This window comes from Massilia niastensis DSM 21313 (assembly GCF_000382345.1).
GTDB lineage: Bacteria > Pseudomonadota > Gammaproteobacteria > Burkholderiales > Burkholderiaceae_D > Telluria > Telluria niastensis.
Genome location: NZ_KB908097.1, coordinates 50,482 through 73,272 on the forward strand (window position 1 = coordinate 50,482; position 22,791 = coordinate 73,272).

Annotated in this window: 25 protein-coding genes; 19 read left to right on the plus strand and 6 right to left on the minus strand. The window is 64.5% G+C overall.

Annotated elements, in window-relative coordinates; genetic code table 11:
• Positions 1 to 43 precede the first annotated feature (43 nt).
• The 4 genes from H162_RS35755 to htpG all read left to right on the plus strand — a co-directional run bounded on the left by H162_RS35755 (position 44) and on the right by htpG (position 5,236).
• The gene (locus H162_RS35755; RefSeq protein WP_084677023.1) at positions 44 to 316 is read left to right on the plus strand and encodes a heme-binding protein; all 273 of its coding nucleotides are present in this window, start codon (positions 44 to 46) and stop codon (positions 314 to 316) included.
• A gap of 54 nt (positions 317 to 370) precedes the next feature.
• Positions 371 to 1,183: an SDR family oxidoreductase gene (locus H162_RS0114385; protein WP_026354645.1), complete on the plus strand. Its 813-nt coding sequence runs from the start codon at positions 371 to 373 to the stop codon at positions 1,181 to 1,183.
• Positions 1,184 to 1,404: 221 nt separating this feature from the next.
• Positions 1,405 to 3,192 carry a monovalent cation:proton antiporter-2 (CPA2) family protein gene (locus H162_RS0114390; protein ID WP_026354646.1) on the plus strand — a complete coding sequence of 596 codons (1,788 nt, stop codon included), beginning with the start codon at positions 1,405 to 1,407 and terminating at the stop codon, positions 3,190 to 3,192.
• A gap of 124 nt (positions 3,193 to 3,316) precedes the next feature.
• Entirely contained in the window at positions 3,317 to 5,236 is a 1,920-nt protein-coding gene (gene htpG / locus H162_RS0114395) for a molecular chaperone HtpG (protein ID WP_020654179.1), read from the plus strand.
• Positions 5,237 to 5,288: 52 nt separating this feature from the next.
• On the opposite strand, the gene H162_RS0114400 is transcribed toward htpG, so the two are convergent.
• The 6 genes from H162_RS0114400 to kynB form a co-directional block, all read right to left on the minus strand.
• Positions 5,289 to 5,687, minus strand: coding sequence for a GFA family protein (locus tag H162_RS0114400; protein WP_020654180.1), 399 nt, complete (start codon positions 5,685 to 5,687; stop codon positions 5,289 to 5,291).
• Positions 5,684 to 6,214 (minus strand): GNAT family N-acetyltransferase, encoded by a 531-nt coding sequence (locus tag H162_RS0114405; protein ID WP_020654181.1) that lies wholly within the window; start codon positions 6,212 to 6,214, stop codon positions 5,684 to 5,686. Before H162_RS0114405 ends, H162_RS0114400 begins: the two co-directional genes overlap by 4 nt.
• 8 nt (positions 6,215 to 6,222) lie before the next feature.
• Positions 6,223 to 6,768: an RBBP9/YdeN family alpha/beta hydrolase gene (locus tag H162_RS0114410; protein WP_020654182.1), complete on the minus strand. Its 546-nt coding sequence runs from the start codon at positions 6,766 to 6,768 to the stop codon at positions 6,223 to 6,225.
• Between the two features lie 69 nt (positions 6,769 to 6,837).
• Complete coding sequence (kynA, locus tag H162_RS0114415; RefSeq protein WP_020654183.1) at positions 6,838 to 7,683, minus strand: tryptophan 2,3-dioxygenase; 846 nt, start codon at positions 7,681 to 7,683, stop codon at positions 6,838 to 6,840.
• A 9-nt stretch (positions 7,684 to 7,692) separates the two neighbouring features.
• Positions 7,693 to 8,949, minus strand: coding sequence for a kynureninase (gene kynU, locus H162_RS0114420; protein WP_020654184.1), 1,257 nt, complete (start codon positions 8,947 to 8,949; stop codon positions 7,693 to 7,695).
• Positions 8,946 to 9,605: an arylformamidase gene (gene kynB / locus H162_RS0114425; RefSeq protein WP_020654185.1), complete on the minus strand. Its 660-nt coding sequence runs from the start codon at positions 9,603 to 9,605 to the stop codon at positions 8,946 to 8,948. Before kynB ends, kynU begins: the two co-directional genes overlap by 4 nt.
• A gap of 596 nt (positions 9,606 to 10,201) precedes the next feature.
• Here kynB and flhD point away from each other — a divergent pair.
• From flhD to H162_RS0114500, 15 genes are all read left to right on the plus strand, one after another.
• Entirely contained in the window at positions 10,202 to 10,519 is a 318-nt protein-coding gene (flhD, locus tag H162_RS0114430) for a flagellar transcriptional regulator FlhD (protein WP_026354647.1), read from the plus strand.
• A gap of 54 nt (positions 10,520 to 10,573) precedes the next feature.
• Positions 10,574 to 11,125: a flagellar transcriptional regulator FlhC gene (flhC, locus tag H162_RS0114435; protein WP_020654187.1), complete on the plus strand. Its 552-nt coding sequence runs from the start codon at positions 10,574 to 10,576 to the stop codon at positions 11,123 to 11,125.
• Positions 11,126 to 11,144: 19 nt separating this feature from the next.
• Positions 11,145 to 11,912, plus strand: a complete 768-nt coding sequence (locus H162_RS0114440; protein ID WP_020654188.1) for a class I SAM-dependent methyltransferase — start codon at positions 11,145 to 11,147, stop codon at positions 11,910 to 11,912.
• A gap of 132 nt (positions 11,913 to 12,044) precedes the next feature.
• Positions 12,045 to 12,899 carry a flagellar motor stator protein MotA gene (gene motA, locus H162_RS0114445; RefSeq protein ID WP_026354648.1) on the plus strand — a complete coding sequence of 285 codons (855 nt, stop codon included), beginning with the start codon at positions 12,045 to 12,047 and terminating at the stop codon, positions 12,897 to 12,899.
• 47 nt (positions 12,900 to 12,946) lie between these two features.
• Entirely contained in the window at positions 12,947 to 13,906 is a 960-nt protein-coding gene (gene motB / locus H162_RS0114450; RefSeq protein WP_020654190.1) for a flagellar motor protein MotB, read from the plus strand.
• Positions 13,907 to 13,930: 24 nt separating this feature from the next.
• The gene (locus H162_RS0114455; protein ID WP_020654191.1) at positions 13,931 to 14,479 is read left to right on the plus strand and encodes a hypothetical protein; all 549 of its coding nucleotides are present in this window, start codon (positions 13,931 to 13,933) and stop codon (positions 14,477 to 14,479) included.
• Between the two features lie 78 nt (positions 14,480 to 14,557).
• On the plus strand, positions 14,558 to 14,923 hold the full coding sequence (locus tag H162_RS0114460) for a response regulator (protein ID WP_020654192.1): 366 nt from the start codon (positions 14,558 to 14,560) through the stop codon (positions 14,921 to 14,923).
• 36 nt (positions 14,924 to 14,959) lie between these two features.
• The gene (cheA, locus tag H162_RS0114465; protein ID WP_020654193.1) at positions 14,960 to 17,116 is read left to right on the plus strand and encodes a chemotaxis protein CheA; all 2,157 of its coding nucleotides are present in this window, start codon (positions 14,960 to 14,962) and stop codon (positions 17,114 to 17,116) included.
• 26 nt (positions 17,117 to 17,142) lie between these two features.
• On the plus strand, positions 17,143 to 17,646 hold the full coding sequence (locus H162_RS0114470; RefSeq protein WP_020654194.1) for a chemotaxis protein CheW: 504 nt from the start codon (positions 17,143 to 17,145) through the stop codon (positions 17,644 to 17,646).
• 90 nt (positions 17,647 to 17,736) lie between these two features.
• Positions 17,737 to 18,612, plus strand: a complete 876-nt coding sequence (locus H162_RS0114475; RefSeq protein WP_020654195.1) for a CheR family methyltransferase — start codon at positions 17,737 to 17,739, stop codon at positions 18,610 to 18,612.
• Positions 18,609 to 19,205: a chemoreceptor glutamine deamidase CheD gene (gene cheD / locus H162_RS0114480; protein WP_020654196.1), complete on the plus strand. Its 597-nt coding sequence runs from the start codon at positions 18,609 to 18,611 to the stop codon at positions 19,203 to 19,205. The genes H162_RS0114475 and cheD overlap by 4 nt, the downstream gene beginning before the upstream one ends.
• A 17-nt stretch (positions 19,206 to 19,222) precedes the next feature.
• A complete protein-coding gene (locus tag H162_RS0114485; RefSeq protein ID WP_020654197.1) occupies positions 19,223 to 20,287 on the plus strand; it encodes a protein-glutamate methylesterase/protein-glutamine glutaminase in 1,065 nt (354 codons plus the stop codon).
• 224 nt (positions 20,288 to 20,511) lie between these two features.
• On the plus strand, positions 20,512 to 20,910 hold the full coding sequence (cheY, locus tag H162_RS0114490; RefSeq protein WP_026354649.1) for a chemotaxis response regulator CheY: 399 nt from the start codon (positions 20,512 to 20,514) through the stop codon (positions 20,908 to 20,910).
• A gap of 1 nt (position 20,911) precedes the next feature.
• Positions 20,912 to 21,544, plus strand: a complete 633-nt coding sequence (gene cheZ / locus H162_RS0114495; RefSeq protein ID WP_020654199.1) for a protein phosphatase CheZ — start codon at positions 20,912 to 20,914, stop codon at positions 21,542 to 21,544.
• Positions 21,545 to 21,579: 35 nt separating this feature from the next.
• Positions 21,580 to 22,788 carry an EAL and HDOD domain-containing protein gene (locus H162_RS0114500; RefSeq protein ID WP_020654200.1) on the plus strand — a complete coding sequence of 403 codons (1,209 nt, stop codon included), beginning with the start codon at positions 21,580 to 21,582 and terminating at the stop codon, positions 22,786 to 22,788.
• Positions 22,789 to 22,791: the final 3 nt, after the last annotated feature.

The following is a 22,791-nucleotide window of genomic DNA, read 5'->3' on the forward strand; positions in this document are numbered from 1 at the left end:
TAGAAATCCTTCCGTCGAATTCAGGGGGCCAAGCCGTGCGGCTGTGGCTAATCTGCCTTGTGCAATCAGAACTTGTGTAGATTCGGGAAGGCACGATCGATATGCAAGTCACCCTTCAACAGGCGCAAGCAATCATCGAGGGCGCGCTCCCGCTCCCGGCCTCGACCGAAGTAATGGCGGCCTGATGAGCCTCGCCGGCGGGATCTCTCCCAGGACGCGTGATGGCATCCTGATCGGCGCCATCGGCGTCTGCGGTGGCGCCGTATCCCAAGATAAAGAGATCGCACAAGCGGGCGCAGCCGCCTTATCCGTTTGATCGCTGCCCATCTGCATACTTTCTTGTAGCGCCATTCAACGAAAGGAGCCTCAAGTGTCGAAGACAATCCTTATTACTGGCTCGGCGGTAGGGTTCGGCAGGGGCGCCGCCCTCGGCATGGCCAGGAACGGTCACAGGATCATCGCGACCGTTCATGTGTCGTCGCAAGTCACAGGTTTCCGGGAAGAAGTGGAGAAGCTTGGCCTGAAGGACAGAATCAGGGTCGAGCGCCTGGATTTGACCGATCCCTACGATATCGACCAGGCGCTCGGCTGGGACTATGACATCTTGTGGAACAACGCCGGCATGGGCGAAGCCGGTCCGGTGTGGGAGATTCCGCTGGACCTGGTGCGCAAGAATTATGAGGTCAACGTGTTCCTGCCGCTGGCGCTGACCCAGCGCGTGGTGCGCAAATGGATCGACCAGGGCAATGCGAGAGGCAAGAAAGTGGTGTTCACCTCCTCGATGGGAGGCCTGTTCACCCCGGCCAACTGGGGAACCTATGTGTCGACCAAGCATGCACTGGAGGCGATCGCGGAAGCCCTGCAGCAGGAGCTCGTTTCCTACGGGATCAAGATCCAGACGATCAACCCGGGCGCCTACTACACCGGCTACAACGAGACCATGGCGGACAACCCTTTCCGCTGGCTCGACGAGAAGAAGCATCTCACCAGGCGTGCGGAACTACGCAAGGGTTTTGATGACTTCTTTGCAACACCGGAAGGCAAGATGGATCCCCAGGAAATGATCGACCGGATGATCGACATCGTTCCTGCGGATACTGGCAAGTTCCGGAATGTCGTGCCCAAGGTGATCGAGGATATGCTGAAGAAGCACCAGGTCGACGCTTGGGAAAATGCCATCTGAGTGGCCGGATGGTGCGGCGCCTTTCATGACGCCGCACCCATATTGCTGTTGACCGCGAGCGATAACGACTAACCGCATCCGCCCGGGACCCAAGGCCCTGGCCATGGCAAGTTTCGTGTTCTTCGCTGCGATGACGCCGGCCCTGTTTGCGCAGGCCACGCGTCATGAATGAATACGCCGCCCCTTGGTAGTTGTCCTGTCACTATGCACAGGAGGAAAACATGTCGCCAACTGCTGCATCGCATGCGACACATGCACCCGCGGGTGCGGGTGTCGAATTATTGCCGGTCCTGGTGCTTCTTGGCGCGGCGGTCGTTGCTGTTCCATTATTCAAGCGGCTGGGTCTCGGATCCGTCACGGGCTATCTGGCTGCCGGGATGATCGTCGGGCCATTCGGCTTTGGCGTCATGTCGGACCCGCAGGCCATCCTCCATATCGCCGAACTCGGCGTCGTGATGTTCTTGTTTGTCATCGGTCTTGAAATGCAACCCTCACGATTGTGGGGAATGCGTGCAGACATATTTGGCCTTGGATTCGCCCAGGTCGGGGTGTGCAGTGCTTTGCTCACGGGCTTCGGGATGGCGCTCGGTTATCCTTTTGCCCAGAGCTTTGTCGCCGGCACCGGCTTCGTGCTGACCTCGACGGCGATCGTCATGCAGATGCTCGAGGAAAGGAGGGTGAGGGGATTGCCGCGCGGGCGGCGCACCATCGCCATATTATTGCTTGAAGATATGGCCATCGTACCGCTGCTGGCGATCGTCGCCTTGCTTGCCCCCGAAGTCGCGAGCGTCACGACCGTGGAACAGCTCAAGCAGCTCGCCATCGGATTGGCCTCCATTGTTGCCCTGGTGCTGGCGGGCCGCTATCTGCTGAATCCACTGTTCAAGATCCTGGGGCAGGCGCGTGCCCGGGAAGTGATGACGGCGGCCGCCCTGTTCGTCGTGCTTGGCGCCGCCTTTGCCATGCAGTCTGGCGGCCTGTCGATGGCGATGGGCGCATTCCTGGCCGGCGTATTGCTATCCGAATCGGCATTCCGGCATCAGCTCGAAGCCGATATCGAACCGTTCCGCGGGATTTTACTTGGCCTGTTCTTCCTCGGCGTTGGCATGGCGCTCGATCTGACGGTGATCGCGGCAAACTGGCGGATCGTCGTCCTCACTGTACTGGCCTATATGGCGCTGAAGATGATCGCCATCTACCTTGTCGCGCGCCTGTTCAAGCTGGACAATCGGGAAGCGATCGGCAGGGCCGTCCTGATGGCGCAAGGCGGCGAATTCGCTTTTGTCCTGTATGCGGCCGCCACCGCGGCCGGCATCATCGACGCCGAACAAAACGCCGTCCTTACCAGCGCGATCATCGCGTCCATGATCCTGACCCCCTTTCTGATCATCCTGTACGACCTGTTCATGCCCAAACCCGTCCAATCGATGGAAGGCATCAAGCCCGCCGAAAACCTGTCGGCAAATGTCCTGCTGATCGGTTTTGGACGGTTCGGACAGATTCTCAGCCAGCCGCTGCTGGCGAATGGCTATTCGCTATCGATCATCGAAACCAGCACCCAGGCCATATTCGATCTCGAGCCCTTCGGCTTCAAGGTGTATTACGGCGACGGAACGAGGCTGGATATCCTGCACGCGGCAGGGGCGCACGATGCAAGACTCATCATCGTGGCGATCGATGACCGCAGCGCCTGCCTGAAAGTCGTGGAAATCGTCAAGAGCGAATTTCCCCAGGTACCGGTCCTTGCACGTGCCTATGACAGGGAGCATGCCATCGAGCTGATCCACGCAGGAGTCGACTGGCAAATCCGGGAAACCTTCGAATCGGCGCTGTCCCTGGCGGAAAAGGCCCTGCAGCTGCTGGAGCCGGAGGAAGTGGTTCGCCGGCAAGTGATGGAAGAGGTCCGCCAGCGCGACGCCGAGCGCCTTGCCATCGAGAGTACGGGAGGACTGTTCGCTGCCCGTGACCTGGTTCGGAGCAATGCGGACGCAAGCAGGCACCAGGCCTGAAGAGCGTTCCCGTGCCCGTGCCGCCCGGTCCGAAAAAAAATTTAGCGGCGCAGGGCCTTGAAACTCTTTTCTTTATCCCAATATCCGCTCGGTCTGCATCAACCTGACCATTAACGAGGAAAAGATGGCTGTCGCCGAAAAAGAGACCCTTGGCTTTCAAGCTGAAGTAAAACAGCTGCTGCAACTGATGATCCACTCCTTGTACTCGAACAAGGAGATCTTCCTGCGCGAACTGATTTCGAACGCGTCCGACGCGGCCGACAAGCTGCGCTTCGAGGCGATCAACAACGATGCCCTGTACGGCAACGACCACGAACTGAAGATCAAGGTCCTGTTCGACAAGGATGCGAAGACCATCACCATCTCCGACAACGGCATCGGCATGAGCCGCGAAGAGGTGATCTCGCACCTGGGCACGATCGCCAAGTCGGGCACCAGGGAATTCTTCAGCAAGCTGTCGGGCGACCAGCAGGCCGACGCGGCCCTGATCGGCCAGTTCGGCGTCGGCTTCTACTCGGGCTTCATCGTCGCCGACCGGATCACCGTGGAAACCCGCCGCGCCGGCGCTTCGCCTTCCGAAGGCGTGCGCTGGGAATCGACCGGCGAGGGCGACTACAGCGTCGAAGCGATCGAGAAGACCGACCGCGGCACCGACGTGATCCTGCACCTGCGCGCCGGCGAGGAAGAGCTGCTGTCGTCGTGGAAGCTGAAATCGATCATCCGCAAGTACTCCGACCATATCTCGCTGCCGATCGTGATGCAGAAGGAGGAATGGGACGAGGAAGCGAAACAGACCGTCCTGAAGGACGAGACCGAGACCGTCAACCAGGCCAGCGCCCTGTGGGCGCGCAGCAAGTCGGAGATCACCAAGGAACAGTACGACGAGTTCTACAAGCACGTCTCGCACGACTTCCAGGAACCGCTGATCCACACCCACAACCGGGTCGAGGGCCGCAGCGAGTACACCCAGCTGCTGTACGTGCCGAGCCACGCGCCGTTCGACCTGTGGGACCGCAACAAGCGCGGCGGCATCAAGCTGTACGTCAAGCGCGTGTTCATCATGGACGACGCCGAGCAGCTGATGCCGACCTACCTGCGCTTCATCAAGGGCGTGATCGATTCGGCCGACCTGCCGCTGAACGTCTCGCGCGAGATCCTGCAGGAGTCGCGCGACGTGAAAGTCATCCGCGAAGGCTCGACCAAGCGCGTGCTGGGCATGCTGGAGGAAATGGCGAACGCGGACGAGCAGGAACTCAAGGACAAGTACACCACCTTCTGGAAGGAATTCGGCCAGGTGCTGAAGGAAGGCATCGGCGAGGACGCGACCAACAAGGACCGCATCGCCAAGCTGCTGCGCTTCGCCTCGACCTCGGATGATACCGGCGACCAGACCGTGTCCTTCGCCGACTATGTCGCGCGCATGAAGGAAGGCCAGGACAAGATCTACTACGTCACCGCCGACAGCCATGTCGCCGCGAAGAACAGCCCGCACCTGGAGATCTTCCGCAAGAAGGGCGTCGAGGTGCTGCTGCTGACCGACCGCGTGGACGAGTGGATGCTGTCCTTCCTGAACGACTTCGACGGCAAGGAACTGGTGTCGGTGGCCAAGGGCGGCCTGGACCTGGGCAGCCTGGAGGACGAGGCCGAGAAGAAGGAACATGCCGAGACCGAAAGCAGCTACAAGGAGCTGGTCGAGCAGATGAAGGGCGCCCTGGGCGAGAAGGCCAAGGACGTGCGCGTCACCTTCCGCCTGACCGACTCGCCGGCCTGCCTGGTGGCGGACGAAAACGAGTTGTCGGGCAACCTGCTGCGCATGCTGAAGGCGGCCGGGCAGAATGCGCCGGAATCGAAGCCGATTCTCGAGATCAACCCGAACCATCCGCTGGTGACGCGCCTGAAGTACGAGGATGCGGCCGGCCAGCGCTTCAGCGACTGGTCGCACATCCTGTTCGACCAGGCCATGCTGGCCGAAGGCGGCAGCCTGACCGATCCGGCGGCCTTCGTGAAGCGCCTGAACGAGATGCTGCTGGCGACTGGCAAGTAAGCCTTGGCATCAATAAAAACCGGGGCAGCGGCCCCGGTTTTTTTTCGTCCATTCAAAGGTGGCGCGTCTCGGCCGGCGGCGTCACCCAGTTGTCGTTGCGTCCGTCGAAGTAGCGCACCGGCGCCGCCACCAGGTCGTCCACCGGCATGTCATCCAGGCTGCCCACCGTCACGGCCACGAAGGGCCCGGCACTCGGCGACTCGCCCGTCGAAAAGACATTGATGCCGCACTCGCCGCAGAAGTGATGCCCGTCGCGGCGCGTATGGAAACGGTATTCGCGCAGCGCCGCCTCCCCCTGGCGCAGGCGGAACGCCGAGGGCGCGACGACGGCGGCCCAGAACCGCATCTTGGTGCAGATCGTGCAGTTGCACTTGATGGTGCCGGCGCCGATGTCGATGTCGGCCTCGTAGCGCACCGCGCCGCAATGGCAGCTCCCGTGGTAAGTCTTCATGCCCGCTCCCGCGCGGCCCACGCCGCGCCGTCGATCTCGTACACCGATACCGGGCGCGCATGCCAGGTCTCCTCGCCCCGGTAGCGCATGCCGAGCTTTTGCATCACCCGTGCGGAGGGCGCGTTGTCCGGATCGCAGATCGCGCACAGCAGCGGCGCCTCCAGGTCCTCGAAGGCGAAGCGCGCCATCCGCTGCGCGGCCTCGATCGCATAGCCGCGTCCCCAGCGGTCCGGGCGCAGCCGCCAGCCGATCTCGTGCGGGTTGGCCGGGTCGTGGCCGAGGTGCTGGATGCAGCCGGCGCCGACCAGTTCGCCCGACTCGGTCTCGATCAGGCTCCACCACGAATGGCCGTACTGGCGCCAGCGTCCCTGCACGCGCTCGATCATCCGGCGCGTCTCGTCCGCCGTCTCGGGCTGGCCGGAGATGTAGCGCATGACGGCCGGGTCGGTGTTCAGCGCGCGCAGGCCCTCGTAATGGATGTCGGTGATCGGCTCGAGCCGCAGGCGCGGCGTGTGCAGGATGGTCATGGTTCCCTTTATACGGATATCTCGTCGCAGAAGTCGTTCAGAAGCCGTTCGCCCTCGGGCCATGCGCCGTGGCCCGAGTCGCCATTGATATGCCCGGCCTTGCCGATGTCGACGAAGCGGCTGCCCCAGGCCGTGGCGAAGCCGCGCGCGCGCTCCAGGCTCACGTAGGGATCGTCGGCGCTGGCGACCACCATGCTGGGGAAGGGCAGCTTCTCCAGCGGCGCCGGGGCGAAGCCGTTCAGGGCGGCCGGATAGGTGGGCGCATCGACGTCGCTGGGCGCGACCAGGAAGGCGCCGGCCACCTTCAGCGGCGAGCCGCAGCGCGCCCAGTGCGCCACCAGCAGGCAGCCCAGGCTGTGCGCAACCAGGATCGGAGGGCCTTCGCAGTCGGCAACCGCCGCGTCCAGCTCGGACACCCATTCCTCGCGTGCGGGGCTGGTCCAGTCGCGGTGCGCAGCGCGCGTCCATTTCGGATAGCGCTGCTGCCACAGCGACTGCCAGTGCCCGGGGCCGGAATTCCACAGGCCCGCCAGTATCAGTACGTCACACTTCATGGCTACTCCCAGGATCGTTGGTGGTCCGCCGATTGTACGACGATCGCGGCGTGGCGGCCGGCTTCGCGTTTACAAGGCGGTGCGCAGCGCGAACAGCTCGGGGAACAGCACCACGTCGAGCATCTTGCGCAGGTAGCTGACGCCGGCGGTGCCGCCGGTGCCGGTCTTGAAGCCGATGATGCGCTCGACCGTGCTGACATGGCGGAAGCGCCAGAAACGGAAGGCGGTCTCCATGTCCACCAGCTTCTCGGCCAGCTCGTACAGGGCCCAGTGCCGTTCGGGATCGCGGTACACCTCCAGCCAGGCCTCCTTGACCGAGTCGTCCGCCTCGGTCGGCCGGGTCCAGTCGGCCGCCAGGCGCGCCGGGTCGATGTGCAGGCCGCTGCGCGCCAGCAGCATCACCGCCTCGTCGTAGATCGAGGGCGCGCGCAGTTCCCGCTCCAGCAGCGCGTGGTGTTCGGGCGACTTCTCGTGCACCGCCAGCAGGGCGGCGTTCTTGTTCCCGAGGATGAATTCGAGCTGGCGGTACTGGAAGGACTGGAAACCCGAGGAGGCGCCCAGGTAGGGCCGGATCGCCGTGTACTCGGGCGGCGTCATGGTGGCCAGCACGTCCCAGGCATGCACCAGCTGGTCCATGATGCGCGCCACCCGCGCCAGCATCTTGAAGGCCGGCGGCAGGTTGTCCTCGCGGATGTGGCGGCGCACCGCCTGCAGCTCGTGCAGCATCAGCTTGATCCAGAGTTCGCTGGTCTGGTGCTGGATGATGAACAGCATCTCGTTATGGTTGGGCGACAGCGGATGCTGGGCCGTGAGGATCCGGTCCAGGCCGAGGTAGTCGCCGTAGCTCATGGACTCCTTGAAGTCCAGCCTGGCGCCGTGCCAGTCGGACGCATCGTTCTTGATCTTGTCGTTCATGGTGCTCTTTCAGGTGACGGCGCTGCGCGCGGCCTTGACGTCGTAGGCTTTGCTGTCCAGGATGTCCTTCAGGATGGCGACCGCATCCCAGACGTCCGCATGACTGGTGTACAGCGGGGTGAAGCCGAAGCGCATGATCTCCGGCTCGCGGTAGTCGCCGATCACGCCGCGCCCGATCAGGGCCTGCATCACCGCATAGCCGTGCGGATGGGTGAAGCTGACGTGGCTGCCGCGCCGCGCATGCGCGCGCGGGGTGACGAGGGTGAGCGGATGCCCGGCGCAGCGGCTTTCCACCAGTTCGATGAACAGGTCGGTCAGCGCCAGCGACTTGGCGCGCACCGCCTCCATGTCGGTGTCGTCGAACACGTCCAGGCCGCATTCGACCAGCGCCAGCGAGACCACCGGCTGGGTGCCGCACAGCGCGCGGCCGATGCCGCCGCAGGGCGAGAACGAGGGCGCCATCGCGAACGGCGCGGCATGGCCCCACCAGCCCGACAGCGGATGGCTGAAGCGCGCCTGGTGGCGCTCCGGCACCCAGATGAAGGCCGGCGCGCCCGGACCGCCGTTCAGGTATTTATAGGTGCAGCCGACCGCGAAGTCGGCTTCCGCCGCGTGCAGGTCGAGCGGCACCGCGCCGGCCGAGTGGGCCAGGTCCCAGACCACCAGCGCGCCTTGCGCATGGGCGTGGCGGGTCAGCGCCGCCATGTCGTGCTGGTGGCCGCTGCGGTAGTTCACATGGGTCAGCATCAGCACCGCGCAGTCGCCGTCGACGGCGGCAGGGATTTCCTCCACCGAGTCGACCAGGCGCACGCTGTAGCCGCGCTCGAGCCAGCCGGCCAGTCCTTCGGCCATGTAGATATCGGTCGGGAAGTTGCTGCGCTCGGTGACGATGACCCTGCGCGCCGCGCCGGGACCGTGGGCCTGGAGGTGGATGGCGGCGGCCAGCGCCTTGAACAGGTTGAGCGAGGTGGTGTCGGTGACGGCCACTTCGCCGGCGCGCGCGCCCAGCAGCGGGGCCAGGCGGTCGCCCAGGCGTTTGGGCATGTCGAACCAGCCGGCGCTGTTCCAGCTCTTGATCAGGTCCTGGCCCCATTCGCGCGCGACGACTTCCTGGGCGCGCGCCAGGGCGGCCCTCGGCCGGGCGCCGAGCGAATTGCCGTCCAGGTAGATGACGCCTTCCGGCAGGTCGAAGCGCTCGCGCAGGGCGCGCAGGGGATCGTGGGCGTCGCGGGCCAGGCAGGCCTCGCGGGTCGGGGGAGCGCTCATGCGGTTTCCTTGGTGGGCAGGGCGCGCACGAGTTCACGTAATACCGCGCGCACCGGGCTGGCATCCATGCCGGCGAATTTCAGGGGCAGGGCGATCAGTTCGTAGTCGCCCTCGGGCACCTCGTCGAGGATCACGCCCTCCAGGATCGCCATGCGGCTGGCGCGCACCGCGTGGTGGGCGTCGAGCGTCTTCGAGTCCTGCGGATCGAGCGAGGCGCTGTCGGTGCCGACCAGGATCACGCCGCGGCTGGCCAGCAGGTCGATGGCGGCGGGCGTGACCGCGGCGAAGTCCGGGTCCCACCCGTCCTGCGGGGCGCGCGCGTAGGTGCGCAGCAGCACGCGCGGCGGTACGCCGTCCAGGCGCCCGGCCAGGTCCGAAGCGTCCACCTGGCGTGCGCCGATGCAGTGGATCACCCGGCACGGTCCCATATAAGGCGCCAGCGCGACCTGGTCAATGCTGGCCCCTTGCGGATCGTAGTGGGAGGGCGCATCGGCATGGGCGCCCAGGTGGGTCGTCATCGTCATGCGGCTGACATGGACCGGGCAGCCGTTCCCGATCTGCCAGGTGGGGGCGGCCTCGAATGGCGTGTCGCCGGGCCAGACTGGAATCGCAGCCGAGATCGTCGGACTGATATCCCAGAGTTGTGGAGCTTCCATGCGGAACCCTCTCGTGGAAAGATTGAAGCTTCAAGCAAATGTTGCGGCTCGCAGTGTAGCAAGTTCCAGTGGCCCCTGTAAAAGAGGAATGGGGTTGGCGAGCCTGCCTGCCCGGCCGTGCGCCACGACCGCAAAAATAATTGAAAAAATTTTGCTCCCCACCCTAAAGTTCCTGGAAAGCCCTCCGATAACAGGTTCAGACGGGCGGAATCGGGTCGAAAATTTTTTTCAACAAACCCTAAAGTTCTCTTCCAGGCTTCCGATAACGGATGCACAAGGGCGCAAAAGGTGAGAAAAAAATTTCAAGAAACCCTAAAGTTCCCCTAAAGCATGACGTTAACCGTAGCAAGTTTGCGACAGGCAACATCAAGCGTGACTACAATCCAGGGCGTTTCTCCGACGCCGGCCATGACCTCCTCCTCATAGGGGAAACAGGGTGATCCGAGAGGGTTTGTCAGACAAACTCCTACGGGTCATGTCCGTCATGCGCGGACCGAAAATACAGACTTCGTCCGATTCCGGAAAAGTTTCCTCACGGTCAGAATCTATCTCAACGGCAATACAACTGGACGCCGATTCAACAACGGAGAGAGAAAATGACTGCGAACGACATGATGGCTGAAATTCGTGATGCTAACCTGAGCTACCTGATGCTCGCGCAGCAGATGATCCGCGCCGACAAGGTCACCGCAATCTTCCGCCTCGGTATCTCGGCCGACATCGCCGAGCTGATCGAAGGCATGAGCAATGCCCAGATCCTGAAGCTCGCCGGCGGCAACATGATGCTGGCCCGCTTCCGCTTCGACGACACCGCCATCCTGTCGATGCTGACCAGCCACAGCAAGGAGCGCAGCCTGGCCCAGTCGCATGCCGCCATCCTGATGGCCGGCCAGCCTGTTGAAGAGATCGTATAATCCGGCTCACGGTCTTGTTTGGGGCCGGTTGTCGTCACAGCCCGGAGCAGTCTCATGAGCAAAAAAAGCGTCGTATCGGAAGCGCAGGAAATCCAGCTCGCCATCGAATTGATCAATCTCGGTGCGCGCCTGCAACTGCTGGAGACCGAAGTCTCGCTGTCGCGCGAACGCCTGCTCAAGCTGTACAAGGAACTCAAGGGTGTCTCTCCACCCAAGGGTATGCTGCCTTTCTCGACCGACTGGTTCCTGACCTGGCAACCGAACATCCATTCTTCGCTGTTCATCAATATCCATAACTTCCTGGTCGAGCACGCCGGCGCCACCGGCATCCAGGCCGTGATGAAGGCCTACAAGCTCTATCTCGAACAGATGCCGCCCGCTCCGGGCGAAGAACCATTGCTGTCCCTGACGCGCGCCTGGACACTGGTGCGTTTCTTCCAGGGCGGCATGCTGCAGCTGGCCCCATGCAACAAGTGCCAGGGCAAATTCGTCGTCAATACCCTCGACCTGAACGCCGACTACCAGTGCGGCCTGTGCCACATGCCTTCGCGCGCGGGCAAGACCCGCAAGGCCAAGGATGCGGCGGCCAACCAGAATCCGGCCTGAGCTGCGCGTTGCACGCGCGATGAGCCGGTTTTCGCGCATCCTGCGCGCTCCCGCGGTCCAGGCGCTGTTCCTCCAGTGCGCCAGCTTTCCCCTCACCTTGGGCGCCGTGTACCTGGCGGCGCGCGCCGGCCTGGCGCTGGACTACCCCCATGCCGCGCTGGCGCAGGGGATCTTCGCGGCCGCGCTCACCTGGTGGCGCGGCCTGGCCGCGTGGTGGCGCGCGATCCAGTTCGTTTTTCCGCTCGCGCTGCTGGGCGCGCGCCAGGTCGCCATTCCGCCCGCCGTGTTCCTCGGCCTGTTCCTGTTCCTGCTGCTGCTGTACTGGTCGACCTTCCGCACCCAGGTGCCGTACTACCCGTCCGGGCGCAAGGTGTGGGAGGCGGTGGCGGCGCTGCTGCCGCAGGGCAGGGCGCTGGACGTGATCGACATCGGCAGCGGCCTCGGCGGGCTGGTGCTGGACCTGCAGCGCCGCCGTCCCGATGCGCGGATCACCGGCATCGAGCTGGCGCCGCTGCCCTGGCTGGCCAGCCGGCTGCGCGCGCAACTCGCCGGCAGCCCGGCCCGCTTCGTGCGTGGAGATTACGAATCCCTCGATTTCGGCCATTTCGACGCCGTCTTCGCCTACCTGTCGCCGGCCGCGATGAGCGCGCTGTGGCGCAAGGCCGCGCACGAGATGCGCCCCGGATCGATGCTTCTTAGTTACGAATTTGGCATAAGGGAACGCACTCCCAGCCGCATTGTCCGTCCATACAAGGATGGCCCGGCGCTGTACGTTTGGGACTTTTAGGCGACAGATCGGGCGGTTTTGCTTGCCCCTGAACCATTCTCCAGCTATTGTAGTTCCCTGCGTAAATATTTTCCTGAATCACTGTTTTTTGCCATGCCGGCATGCTCATCCGGCATTTCTGGAGTCGGTTCCTTGTTAGTCATTATTGGTTACATCGTCGTCTGCGCCTCGGTGTTCGGCGGCTTCGTCATGAGTGGCGGCCACATGGGCTCGCTGTTCCAGCCGCTCGAACTGCTGATGATCGGCGGCGCGGCGGTCGGCGCCTTCTTCGTCGGTAACAATGCGAAATCGGTCAAGGCGACCATGAAGGCGCTGCCGACCGTGTTCAAGGGTTCCCAGTACACGCGCGACATGTACATGGAACTGATGGCGCTGCAGTTCGACGTGCTGTCCAAGGTCCGCAAGGAAGGCCTGATGTCGATCGAGGGCGATATCGAAGCGCCCGATGCGTCGCCGCTGTTCTCGAAATACCCGGCCGTGCTGGCCGACCACCACATCATCGAATTCATGACCGACTACCTGCGCCTGATGGTGTCGGGGAACATGGATGCGTTCCAGATCGAGAACCTGATGGACAACGAGATCGAGACCCACCACCACGAGGGCGCGATTCCGGCCCACTGCATCGCCAAGCTGGGCGACGGCCTGCCGGCCTTCGGCATCGTGGCGGCGGTGATGGGCGTGGTCCACACCATGGAATCGGTGGGCCTGCCGCCGGCCGAGCTGGGCATCCTGATCGCCAAGGCGCTGGTCGGCACCTTCCTCGGCATCCTGCTGGCCTACGGCTTCGTCGGCCCGCTGGCCAGCGTGCTGGAACAGAAGCTGGAAGAGTCGACCAAGATGTTCCAGTGCGTGAAGGTCACCCTGCTGGCCAGCCTGAACGGCTACGCGCCGGCGCTGGCGGTCGAATTCGGCCGCAAGGTGCTGTACTCGACCGAGCGTCCGACCTTCGCCGAGCTCGAAGAGCACATCAAGAAGAAGAAATAAGCGGGCAATGATGGTCATTTCCGACAACCTGGGCGGGGGAGGCGTGCATGGCTGACGACGGCATGCGCCCCATCGTCGTCAAGCGCATCAAGAAGGTGGCCGGCGGCCACCATGGCGGCGCCTGGAAGATCGCGTACGCCGACTTCGTGACCGCGATGATGGCCTTCTTCCTGCTGATGTGGCTGCTTGGCTCGACCGCCAAGGGCGACCTGGACGGCATCTCGGAATTCTTCAAGACCCCGCTCAAGGTGGCGATGTCGGGCGGCTCCGGCGCGGGCGACTCCTCGTCCGTGATCAAGGGCGGCGGCCAGGACCTGACGCGCCGCAACGGCCAGGTCAAGAAGGGCGACATCCCGCCGGAATCGAAGACCTACGACCTGCAGGCGGCCAAGGCGGCGCTGGCGCGCGAGGAAAGCGCGCGCCTCGAATCGCTGAAGGCGAAGATCGAGTCGATCATCGAGGTCAACCCGCTGCTCAAGAAGTACAAGAACCAGCTGCTGCTCGACATCACCAGCGAAGGCCTGCGGATCCAGATCGTGGACGAGAAGAACCGCCCGATGTTCGCGATGGCCCGCGCCGACCTGCAGCCCTATACCCGCGAGATCCTGCACGTGATCGGCATGGTGCTGAACGAGGTGCCGAACAAGGTCGGCCTGTCGGGCCACACCGATGCGACCCCGTACTACAGCGACGCCGGCTACAGCAACTGGGAACTGTCGGCCGACCGCGCGAACGCCTCGCGGCGCGAGATGGTGCTGGGCGGGCTGCAGGACGACAAGGTGCTGCGCGTGGTGGGCCTGGCCTCGGCCGCCCACCTCGACCGCAAGGATCCGTTCAACCCGATCAACCGCCGCATCAGCATCATCGTCATGAACAAACGTACGGAAGAAGCCGTGATGCGCGACGCCGCCACCCTCGAGGTGCCGGCCCAGGATCCGGGTGCTGCGGCAACCGCATCGGCGGCCGCCGTCTCCGCCGCCGCGGCGGCGCCCGCGGTCAAGCAGTAGCCCGGCCAGGACTGGAGGACTAGAATGGCAAGAAAAAAAATACTCGGATCGCATGTCAAGCGCCTGCTGTCGGGCGTGTCGGTGCACGGACGCCGGCACCTGACCGAGGTCGAGACCGACCTGCTGCAGACCGAGCTGCTGCTCGAGGAAGCCATCGACAAGCTGACCAGCAGCTTCATGGCGATCCACACGGCGGTCGGCGCGCGCCAGGAAACCATCGACCGCCTGCTGGCCGGCGGCACCCCGAGCGCCGAGGACAGCGAGAAGCTGTCGGCGATGTCGGGCGAGATCGGCCAGCACGTCAACACGGCGATCACGAGCATGCAGTTCCAGGACATGACCAGCCAGCTGATCGAACGCACGCTCAAGCGCGTGGCCGGCCTGCGCGACTTCCTGGGCACGCTCAGCGAACATGGCGCAGACATCGCGCCGGAAACCGACAGCGAGGAAATCGTCGATCGCCTCGGCAAGGTCAGCATGGCGCTGGCGATCCAGTCGCTCGAGCTGCGCAGCATGCTGCGCAAGTCGGTCGAACAGCGGCATCTCGAAAGCGGGGACATCGAACTGTTCTGAGTCCGGTGGCCACGATATATAGACAACAGTGATTCAGTGATCCGGAACATACCGGACATAAAACAGCAGGAGCAAAAGATGGCAAAAACGATACTCGCGGTCGACGATTCCAGTTCGCTGCGCCAGATGGTGGCGTTCAGCCTCAAGGCCGCAGGCTACAACGTGGTGGAAGCGGTCGACGGCCAGGATGGCCTCGACAAGGCGAAGCAGCAGGCCGTCGACCTGGTCCTCACCGACCAGAACATGCCGCGCATGGACGGCCTGGCCCTGATCAAGACGCTGCGCACCTTGCCGGCCTACGCCAAGACGCCGATCCTGATGCTGACCACGGAGTCGTCCGACGAGATGAAGTCGAAGGGCCGCGCCGCCGGCGCCAATGGCTGGCTGGTCAAGCCCTTCGATCCGCAGCGCCTGATCGAGGTGGTCAAAAAAGTGATCGGTTGATCCGATGACGCGCGGCCCCAACCACCGGACTGAATCATGAGCATCGACATCAGCCAGTTTTACCAGGTCTTTTTCGACGAAGCGGAAGAACTGCTCGCCGAAATGGAGCGGCTGCTGCTGGCCGTCGATGTCGCCGCGCCCGATCCGGAAGACCTGAACGCGATCTTCCGCACCGCCCACTCGGTCAAGGGCGGCGCCTCGACCTTCGGGCTGACCGACATGAGCGAAGTGACCCACGTGCTGGAGTCGCTGCTGGACCGCATCCGCAAGGGCGAGATGGCGCTGACCTCGAACCACGTGGACGCCTTCCTGGCCGCCAAGGACAGCCTCAAGATGCAGCTCGACGGGCACCGCCACGGAGCAAGCGTCGACCAGGAGGCGGTGGCCAACGTGCGCATGGTGCTGCACGACCTGGCCGAGGGCCTGGTGCCGCAGGCGCCGGTGGTGGCGCCGTCCTACCTCACCGCCGAGACCAGGTCGCATCCGAGCGAGGGCGCGCACCGCTACAAGATCGAGCTGCCCAGCGTGGCGCAGCGCGACGTCAATGCGCTGGCCGACGAACTGGGCCTGATGGGCCGGGTGTCGGTCACGCCGCTGGACGGCGGGCGCAGCGCGCTGGTCATCACCACCCACGAGAGCCTGGACGACATCGTCGCGATCTGCTCGTTCGTGCTCGACCCGGACGACCTGAAGATCTTCGAGGCCCCGGCGCTGACGCCGGAACAGCGCGCACTGGAAGCGGCCGAGCGCAAGCGCATCGAGGACGAGCAGGGCTACGGCTTCTTCGGCCCGGACGACGACGTGGCGCCGGCGGCGCACGACCTGAGCGACGACGAGCGCGGCTACGGCTTCTTCCAGCCGATCGAGCAGATCCGCGCCCAGGCCGGCATCACCGAGAGCGCGCCCGAGCGCGCGCCGGCCTCCGGCCGCCCGGAACCGGTCGAGGTCTCGGAGCTGGCGGCCGAGAAGAAGGCCGCGAAGAAGGACGACAAGGCGGCGCACGCCGAATCCTCGTCGATCCGGGTTTCGGTCGAGAAGGTCGACCAGCTGATCAACCTGATCGGCGAACTGGTGATCACCAATGCGATGCTGGAGCAACGCAGCGGCAACCTCGATCCGATCCTGCACGAGCGCCTGCTGGCCTCGGTGAGCCAGCTGGGACGCAACACGCGCGAGCTGCAGGAAGCCGTGATGTCGATCCGCATGATGCCGATGGACTTCGTGTTCTCGCGCTTCCCGCGCATGGTGCGCGACCTGGCCGGCAAGCTCGGCAAGAAGGTCGATTTCATCACCCACGGCTCGGCCACGGAACTCGACAAGGGCCTGATCGAGCGCATCGTCGATCCGCTGACCCACCTGGTGCGCAACAGCATCGACCACGGCATCGAGATGCCGGCGGCGCGTGCGGCGGCTGGCAAGTCGGAAGCGGGGCGTTTGTTCCTGTCGGCCGGCCACCAGGGCGGCAACATCATCATCGAGGTGGCCGACGACGGCGGCGGCCTGAATCGCGAACGGATCCTGGCCAAGGCGGCCCAGAACGGGCTGGCGGTATCGAACGGCATGAGCGATGCCGAGGTCTGGCAGCTGATCTTCGCGCCCGGCTTCTCGACCGCCGAGACGGTTACCGACGTGTCCGGCCGCGGGGTCGGCATGGACGTGGTCAAGCGCAACATCACCGCCATGGGCGGCAGCGTCGACATCCGTTCGGCGCGCGGCTTCGGCACCACGATCTCGATCTCGCTGCCCCTGACCCTGGCGATCCTGGACGGCATGTCGATCCGCTGCGGCGAAGAGATCTACATCCTGCCGCTGTCCTTCGTGGTCGAGTCGCTGCAGCCGGCGCCGCAGGACATCCGCGAGATCGCCGGGCGCGGGCGCGTGATCAAGGTGCGCGGCGACTACCTGCCCCTGATCCCGCTGTACCAGATGTTCGAGATCGCCCCGCGCTTCACCGATCCGTGCGAAGGCATCGTCGTGATCCTCGAGACCGAGGGCAGGAAGGCGGCGCTGTTCGTGGACGAACTGGTGGGCCAGCAGCAGGTGGTGGTCAAGAACCTCGAAGCGAATTACCGTAAGGTGGCGGGCATTTCCGGCGCCACCATCATGGGCGACGGCGGCGTCGCCCTGATCCTGGACGTGGCGGCGCTGGTGCGCTCCTCGCGCCAGCTGGCCGACGATCCCGTCGTTCTATAACAACCCGACAGCAAGAAGGATTGAACATGTCTAACATACAAAACACCAAACCCGCCGACGGGACCGCGCGCGACGGCGCCGGCAGCGAATTCCTGGCCTTCACCCTGGGCTCCGAGGAATACGGCATCGACATCCTCAAGGTGCAGGAGATCCGCGGCTACGAAGCGGTGACCCGCATCGCCAACGCTCCCGAATTCATCAAGGGCGTGATCAACCTGCGTGGCATCATCATTCCGGTGGTGGACATGCGCATCAAGTTCCGCCTCGGCACCCCGGTGTACGACCAGTTCACGGTCGTGATCATCCTGAACATCGGCGGCCGCATCATGGGCATGGTGGTGGACAGCGTGTCCGACGTGACCACCCTGACGCCGGACCAGATCAAGCCGGCGCCGGAAATGGGCACCGCGTTCAACTCCGACTACATGATCGGCCTGGGCACGGTGGACGAGCGCATGCTGATCCTGGTCGACATCGACAAGCTGATGTCGTCCAGCGAAATGGGCCTGATCGACAAGCTGGCTGCCTGATCGATCACCGGGTGGGCAGCAAAGCTGCCCACCCTGCAACGCAACACTGGCACGACGTCCAGGCCAACGAGCATTAAGAAGGCAAGCAAAGTGCCGCAGCATAAAACCGACACGGTCAAGGAGTTCGATTTCACGCGCCGTGATTTCGAACGGGTCCGCGCGCTGATCTACCGGCGCGCCGGCATCTCGCTAGCCGACAGCAAGCAGGAAATGGTCTACAGCCGCCTGGCGCGGCGCCTGCGCGCGACCGGCATCCAGTCCTTCGAGCGCTACCTCGACGACCTGGAGGCGGGGCGCATGGCGGCCGAGTGGGAAGCCTTCACCAATGCGCTGACCACCAACCTGACCTCGTTCTTCCGCGAGGCGCACCACTTCCCGTTGCTGGCCGAGCACCTGGTCGCGCTGCACCGGCGCGAGCGCCGCACGCTCACCGTGTGGTGCTCGGCCAGTTCCACCGGCGAGGAACCGTACTCGATCGCGATGACGGCCTGCGAGGCCTTCGACACCTTGACGCCTCCGGTGCAGGTGGTCGCGACCGACATCGACACCAATGTGCTGGCCACCGGCGCCAACGCCATCTACCCGATGGAACGGGTCGACAAGCTCGACCCCGGCCGCCTGCGCCGCTTCTTCCTGAAGGGGAAGGGCAGCCACGAAGGCATGGCGCGGATGCGCCCCGAGCTGCGCCAGCTGGTCGCGTTCCGCCAGCTGAACCTGCTGGCCGAGGAGTGGCCGCTGGAAGGGCGCTTCGACGCCATCTTCTGCCGCAACGTGATGATCTATTTCGACAAGGCGACCCAGCGCAAGATCCTGAGCCGCTTCGTACCGCTGATGAAGCCCGACGCGCTGATGTTCGCGGGCCATTCGGAGAACTTCCTGTACGTCTCGGATGCGCTGCGCCTGCGCGGCAAGACCGTGTACGAGCTTGACCAACAGGGCGGCGAGGCCCTACGGGTACGACCATGAACAGCCAGTTCGCGACCAACGTCTACTACGACCGCACCTTCGACTGCGAGGCCGCCAAGATCCTGCCGGGCGAGTACTACTACACGGGCCGCAACATGCTGATCGTGACGGTGCTCGGCTCCTGCGTGTCGGCCTGCATCCGCGACCGCCTCACCGGGCTGGGCGGCATGAACCACTTCATGCTGCCCGACGGCGGCGGCGACGCCGGCAGTCCGGTGTCGGCCTCGATGCGCTACGGGACCTTCGCCATGGAAGTCCTGATCAACGACCTGCTCAAGGCCGGCGCCCGGCGCGAGCACCTGGAAGCCAAGGTGTTCGGCGGCGGGGCGGTGCTGCGCGGCTTCTCGGCCATGAACGTGGGCGAGCGCAATGCGTCCTTCGTGATGAATTTCCTGAAGACCGAACGGATCCCGGTGCTGGCCGAGGACCTGAACGACATCTACCCGCGCAAGGTGTACTTCTTCCCGCACACGGGCAAGGTGATGGTCAAGAAACTGATGCAAACCCAAAACGATACGCTCGCCAAGCGCGAGCTCGATTACGCCAAGCGCCTCAAGGTCGAGCCGGTCGGCGGCGAAATCGACCTGTTCTGACCTGGAAGGACCGAATCATGAAGACAAAGGTGCTGATTGTCGACGACTCCGCGCTGATCCGCAGCGTGATGAGCGAAATCGTCAACTCCCAGCCCGACCTGGAAGTGGTCGCCACGGCGCCCGATCCGCTCGTCGCGCGCGAACTGATCAAGAAGCATAATCCCGACGTGCTGACCCTGGACGTCGAGATGCCCAAGATGGACGGCCTGGACTTCCTGGAAAAGCTGATGCGCCTGCGCCCGATGCCGGTGCTGATGGTGTCCTCGCTGACCGAGCGCGGCTCCGAGATCACGATGCGCGCGCTGGAACTGGGCGCGATCGACTTCGTGACCAAGCCGAAGATCTCGATCCAGACCGGGATGCGCGACTACGCCGACATGATCGCCGACAAGATCCGCGCCGCCGCGCGCGCCCGCATCGCCCCGCGCAGCGTGCGCGCCCAGGCCCCGAGCGCGCCGCTGTCGGCGCTGCGCAGTCCCCTGATCTCGTCGGAAAAGCTGATCATCATCGGCGCCTCCACCGGCGGCACCGAGGCGATCCGCGAATTCCTGATGCAGATGCCGTCCGACTGCCCGGGCATCCTGATCGCCCAGCACATGCCGGAAGGCTTCACCTCGTCGTTTGCGAAACGCCTGGATGCGCTGTGCCGGATCAGCGTGGTCGAGTCGCAGGGCAACGAGCGGGTGCTGCCGGGCCACGCCTATATCGCGCCCGGCCATTCGCACCTGCTGCTGGCCAGGTCGGGCGCCAACTACATGACCAGGCTCGAGCAGTCGCCTCCGGTCAACCGCCATCGCCCCTCGGTCGATGTGCTGTTCCGCTCCGCCGCGCAGGCGGCGGGCAAGAACGCGGTTGGTGTTATCCTGACCGGCATGGGCAAGGACGGCGCGGCGGGCATGCTCGAGATGCGCAATGCCGGCGCGCACAACTTCGCCCAGGACGAGGCGAGCTGCATCGTGTTCGGCATGCCGCGCGAGGCCATCGCCCTCGGCGCCGCCCACGACGTCGGACCCCTGCAGGCGCTGCCGCGCATGGTGCTGGAACACCTGGCCACCCAGGGCAGCCGGGCGTTGCGCGTTTGATCCGGACAAGGTGCTTTTCGGACCATTTTATCGCCGTACGGCAACAAAAATGCTATTCTTGAGGCTGCTTAGAGTGTCTAACAAAATCCCCGGGGCAAGGCGCATCGTCGAAGACAGTACGCTGGTACGGCGCGACGATGCAACGCCGCCATGAGGGTGTTGTGTGGCGCTCGTAGATGCAGCGCTCATCATTCAAACCATAAGAGATTCAAACGGAGTATTACATGGCTGATCCAAAAATGAAGTTTTTGGTTGTTGACGATTTCTCGACGATGCGCCGCATCGTGCGAAATCTGTTGAAGGAACTGGGTTATGCCAACGTCGACGAAGCCGAAGATGGCGTGATGGCGCTGGCCAAGCTGCGCAGCGAGCAGTTCGACTTCGTGGTGTCGGACTGGAACATGCCGAACATGGACGGCCTGACGATGCTGCAGAACATCCGTGCCGATCCTGCGCTGGCCAAGCTGCCGGTGCTGATGGTGACCGCCGAAGCCAAGAAGGAAAACATCATCGCCGCGGCCCAGGCCGGCGCCAGCGGCTACGTGGTCAAGCCGTTCACGGCCGCCACCCTGGACGAAAAGCTGAACAAGATCTTCGAGAAACTCGAGAAGACCGGAGCCTGAGATGCTTGAGCAGACTGCCGAGCAGGCCTCGCACGACGAGGTCCTGAGCCGGATCGGGCACATGACCCGCGCGCTGCACGACAGCCTGCGCGGGCTCGGGCTCGACAAGCTGATCGAGAAGGCCGCCAGCGACATCCCGGATGCGCGCGACCGCCTCGATTACGTGGCGCGTCTGTCCGAACAGGCCGCCAAGAAGGTGCTGGACGCCACCGACAGCGCCTCGCCGCTGCAGGATGCGATCGAGACCCGCTCGGCCGAGCTGTCCTCGTCCTGGCAGGCGCTGCTCGCCGGCGGCGCCAGCGAAGCCGAATGGCGCGCGCTGGCCGAGCGCACCGTGGCCGGCCTGGACGAATCGCGTCTTGGCGCCGTCGCGACCCGCGGGCAGCTGATGAACATCATGATGGCCCAGGATTTCCAGGACCTGACCGGCCAGGTGATCGGCCGCATCACGAACATCGCCCAGGACCTGGAAAAGCAGCTGGTGCAGGTCCTGATCGACTTCGCGCCCAGCGAGATCAGGCGCGAGCTCGACAACGGGCTGCTGAACGGCCCGCAGATCAAGACGGAAGGCAACAGCGAGGTCGTCGCGAACCAGGGCCAGGTCGACGATCTGCTCGACAGCCTCGGGTTCTGAGCGCGCGCCGCGCACCAAGCACCCACGGCGCCCACATGCATCAAACAAACTTCCTCATCCGCGAACCGCTGCTCGACCCGAAGCAGCGCGTGATCGGCTATGAGTTGTCGTGGCAGCAGCACGACGGCAAGGTCCCCACCGTCCAGGAGCTGGAAGACCTGGTCGGCTTCGTGGCGGAGCACGTCATCCATGAGGACCATGGCTGGCTGCTGCGCGACAAGATCCTGTTCCTCGATGCGGTGCCGGCGATGCTCTCGACCGACGCGCTGCATGCCTTGCCGCCGGAACGCACCGTCCTCACCCTCGAGCTGCGCCAGCTGACCGACAGCTCGGCGCGCGCCGCCGTGCAGGCCGTGCGGGTCGGGGGCGTGGGCGTCTCGATCCGCGGCGCCGACATGACTATCCTCGGGCGCAACCTGTCGCCTTACGCGTCCTACGTCGAAGTGCGCTTCACCGGCGCCGACGTGGGAAGCCAGGCGCGCGCCTACGCCGCCGCCAAGCATTCGGCGATGCGCATGGTCGGGCGGCCGGTCGCCACCTGGGCCGACTTCGACGCCTGCGCGGCGCTGGGGCTGGATGCCTTTGTCGGCAAGCTGCACCTGACGCCGCGTCCCGGCAATCCGGTCAAGGGCATGAACCCGACCCAGAACGTGATCCTGCAGCTGATGCAGATGGTGCAGAACAACGAGGACGTGCCCAAGCTGGAGAGCGTGCTCAAGCGCGACCCGGCCCTGACCTACAAGCTGCTGCGCTTCATCAACTCGGCCGGTTTCGGCGCCGGGCGCGAGGTGCAGTCGCTGCGCCAGGCCATCGGGCTGCTCGGCTATGCGCCGCTGTACCGCTGGCTGCTGCTGCTGCTGGCGACGGCCAGCACCAGCGGCTATTCTCCGGTGCTGATGGAAACCGCGGTGGTGCGCGGACGGCTGGCCGAACTGCTGGGGCAGAAGTACCTGGCGCGCGGGGAAGGGGAGAACCTGTTCGTGGCGGGGATGTTCTCGCTGCTCGATCGCCTGCTGGGACTGCCGATGAAGGAGGTGCTGGAGACCATCCAGCTGCCGGACGAGGTGGTGCGGGCGCTGGTGGGGCGCGAGGGCGTGTATGGGCCCTACCTGGCGCTGGCGGAAGCCTGCGAGCTCAATTCCCATCTCGTGGCCTCGCTGGCGGCCTCGCTCGACATCAGTCCGCTCGACGTCAACAAGGCGCACCTGTCGGCCCTGGCGTGGGCGCAGAGCGTGGCGGCCTGATCA

What these genes read in the sequence shown, in the direction of transcription:
- cheZ (WP_020654199.1), top strand. Translation starts at nt 20,912, where the DNA reads ATGCTTGAGCAGACTGCCGAGCAGGCCTCGCACGACGAGGTCCTGAGC.
- H162_RS0114390 (WP_026354646.1), top strand. Translation starts at nt 1,405, where the DNA reads ATGTCGCCAACTGCTGCATCGCATGCGACACATGCACCCGCGGGTGCG.
- H162_RS0114440 (WP_020654188.1), top strand. Translation starts at nt 11,145, where the DNA reads ATGAGCCGGTTTTCGCGCATCCTGCGCGCTCCCGCGGTCCAGGCGCTG.
- flhC (WP_020654187.1), top strand. Translation starts at nt 10,574, where the DNA reads ATGAGCAAAAAAAGCGTCGTATCGGAAGCGCAGGAAATCCAGCTCGCC.
- H162_RS0114500 (WP_020654200.1), top strand. Translation starts at nt 21,580, where the DNA reads ATGCATCAAACAAACTTCCTCATCCGCGAACCGCTGCTCGACCCGAAG.
- kynU (WP_020654184.1), bottom strand. Translation starts at nt 8,949, where the DNA reads ATGAGCGCTCCCCCGACCCGCGAGGCCTGCCTGGCCCGCGACGCCCAC.
- H162_RS0114485 (WP_020654197.1), top strand. Translation starts at nt 19,223, where the DNA reads ATGAAGACAAAGGTGCTGATTGTCGACGACTCCGCGCTGATCCGCAGC.
- motB (WP_020654190.1), top strand. Translation starts at nt 12,947, where the DNA reads ATGGCTGACGACGGCATGCGCCCCATCGTCGTCAAGCGCATCAAGAAG.
- kynB (WP_020654185.1), bottom strand. Translation starts at nt 9,605, where the DNA reads ATGGAAGCTCCACAACTCTGGGATATCAGTCCGACGATCTCGGCTGCG.
- cheD (WP_020654196.1), top strand. Translation starts at nt 18,609, where the DNA reads ATGAACAGCCAGTTCGCGACCAACGTCTACTACGACCGCACCTTCGAC.
- H162_RS0114460 (WP_020654192.1), top strand. Translation starts at nt 14,558, where the DNA reads ATGGCAAAAACGATACTCGCGGTCGACGATTCCAGTTCGCTGCGCCAG.
- flhD (WP_026354647.1), top strand. Translation starts at nt 10,202, where the DNA reads ATGACTGCGAACGACATGATGGCTGAAATTCGTGATGCTAACCTGAGC.
- cheA (WP_020654193.1), top strand. Translation starts at nt 14,960, where the DNA reads ATGAGCATCGACATCAGCCAGTTTTACCAGGTCTTTTTCGACGAAGCG.
- kynA (WP_020654183.1), bottom strand. Translation starts at nt 7,683, where the DNA reads ATGAACGACAAGATCAAGAACGATGCGTCCGACTGGCACGGCGCCAGG.
- H162_RS0114470 (WP_020654194.1), top strand. Translation starts at nt 17,143, where the DNA reads ATGTCTAACATACAAAACACCAAACCCGCCGACGGGACCGCGCGCGAC.
- H162_RS0114400 (WP_020654180.1), bottom strand. Translation starts at nt 5,687, where the DNA reads ATGAAGACTTACCACGGGAGCTGCCATTGCGGCGCGGTGCGCTACGAG.
- H162_RS0114455 (WP_020654191.1), top strand. Translation starts at nt 13,931, where the DNA reads ATGGCAAGAAAAAAAATACTCGGATCGCATGTCAAGCGCCTGCTGTCG.
- htpG (WP_020654179.1), top strand. Translation starts at nt 3,317, where the DNA reads ATGGCTGTCGCCGAAAAAGAGACCCTTGGCTTTCAAGCTGAAGTAAAA.
- H162_RS0114410 (WP_020654182.1), bottom strand. Translation starts at nt 6,768, where the DNA reads ATGAAGTGTGACGTACTGATACTGGCGGGCCTGTGGAATTCCGGCCCC.
- cheY (WP_026354649.1), top strand. Translation starts at nt 20,512, where the DNA reads ATGGCTGATCCAAAAATGAAGTTTTTGGTTGTTGACGATTTCTCGACG.
- H162_RS0114405 (WP_020654181.1), bottom strand. Translation starts at nt 6,214, where the DNA reads ATGACCATCCTGCACACGCCGCGCCTGCGGCTCGAGCCGATCACCGAC.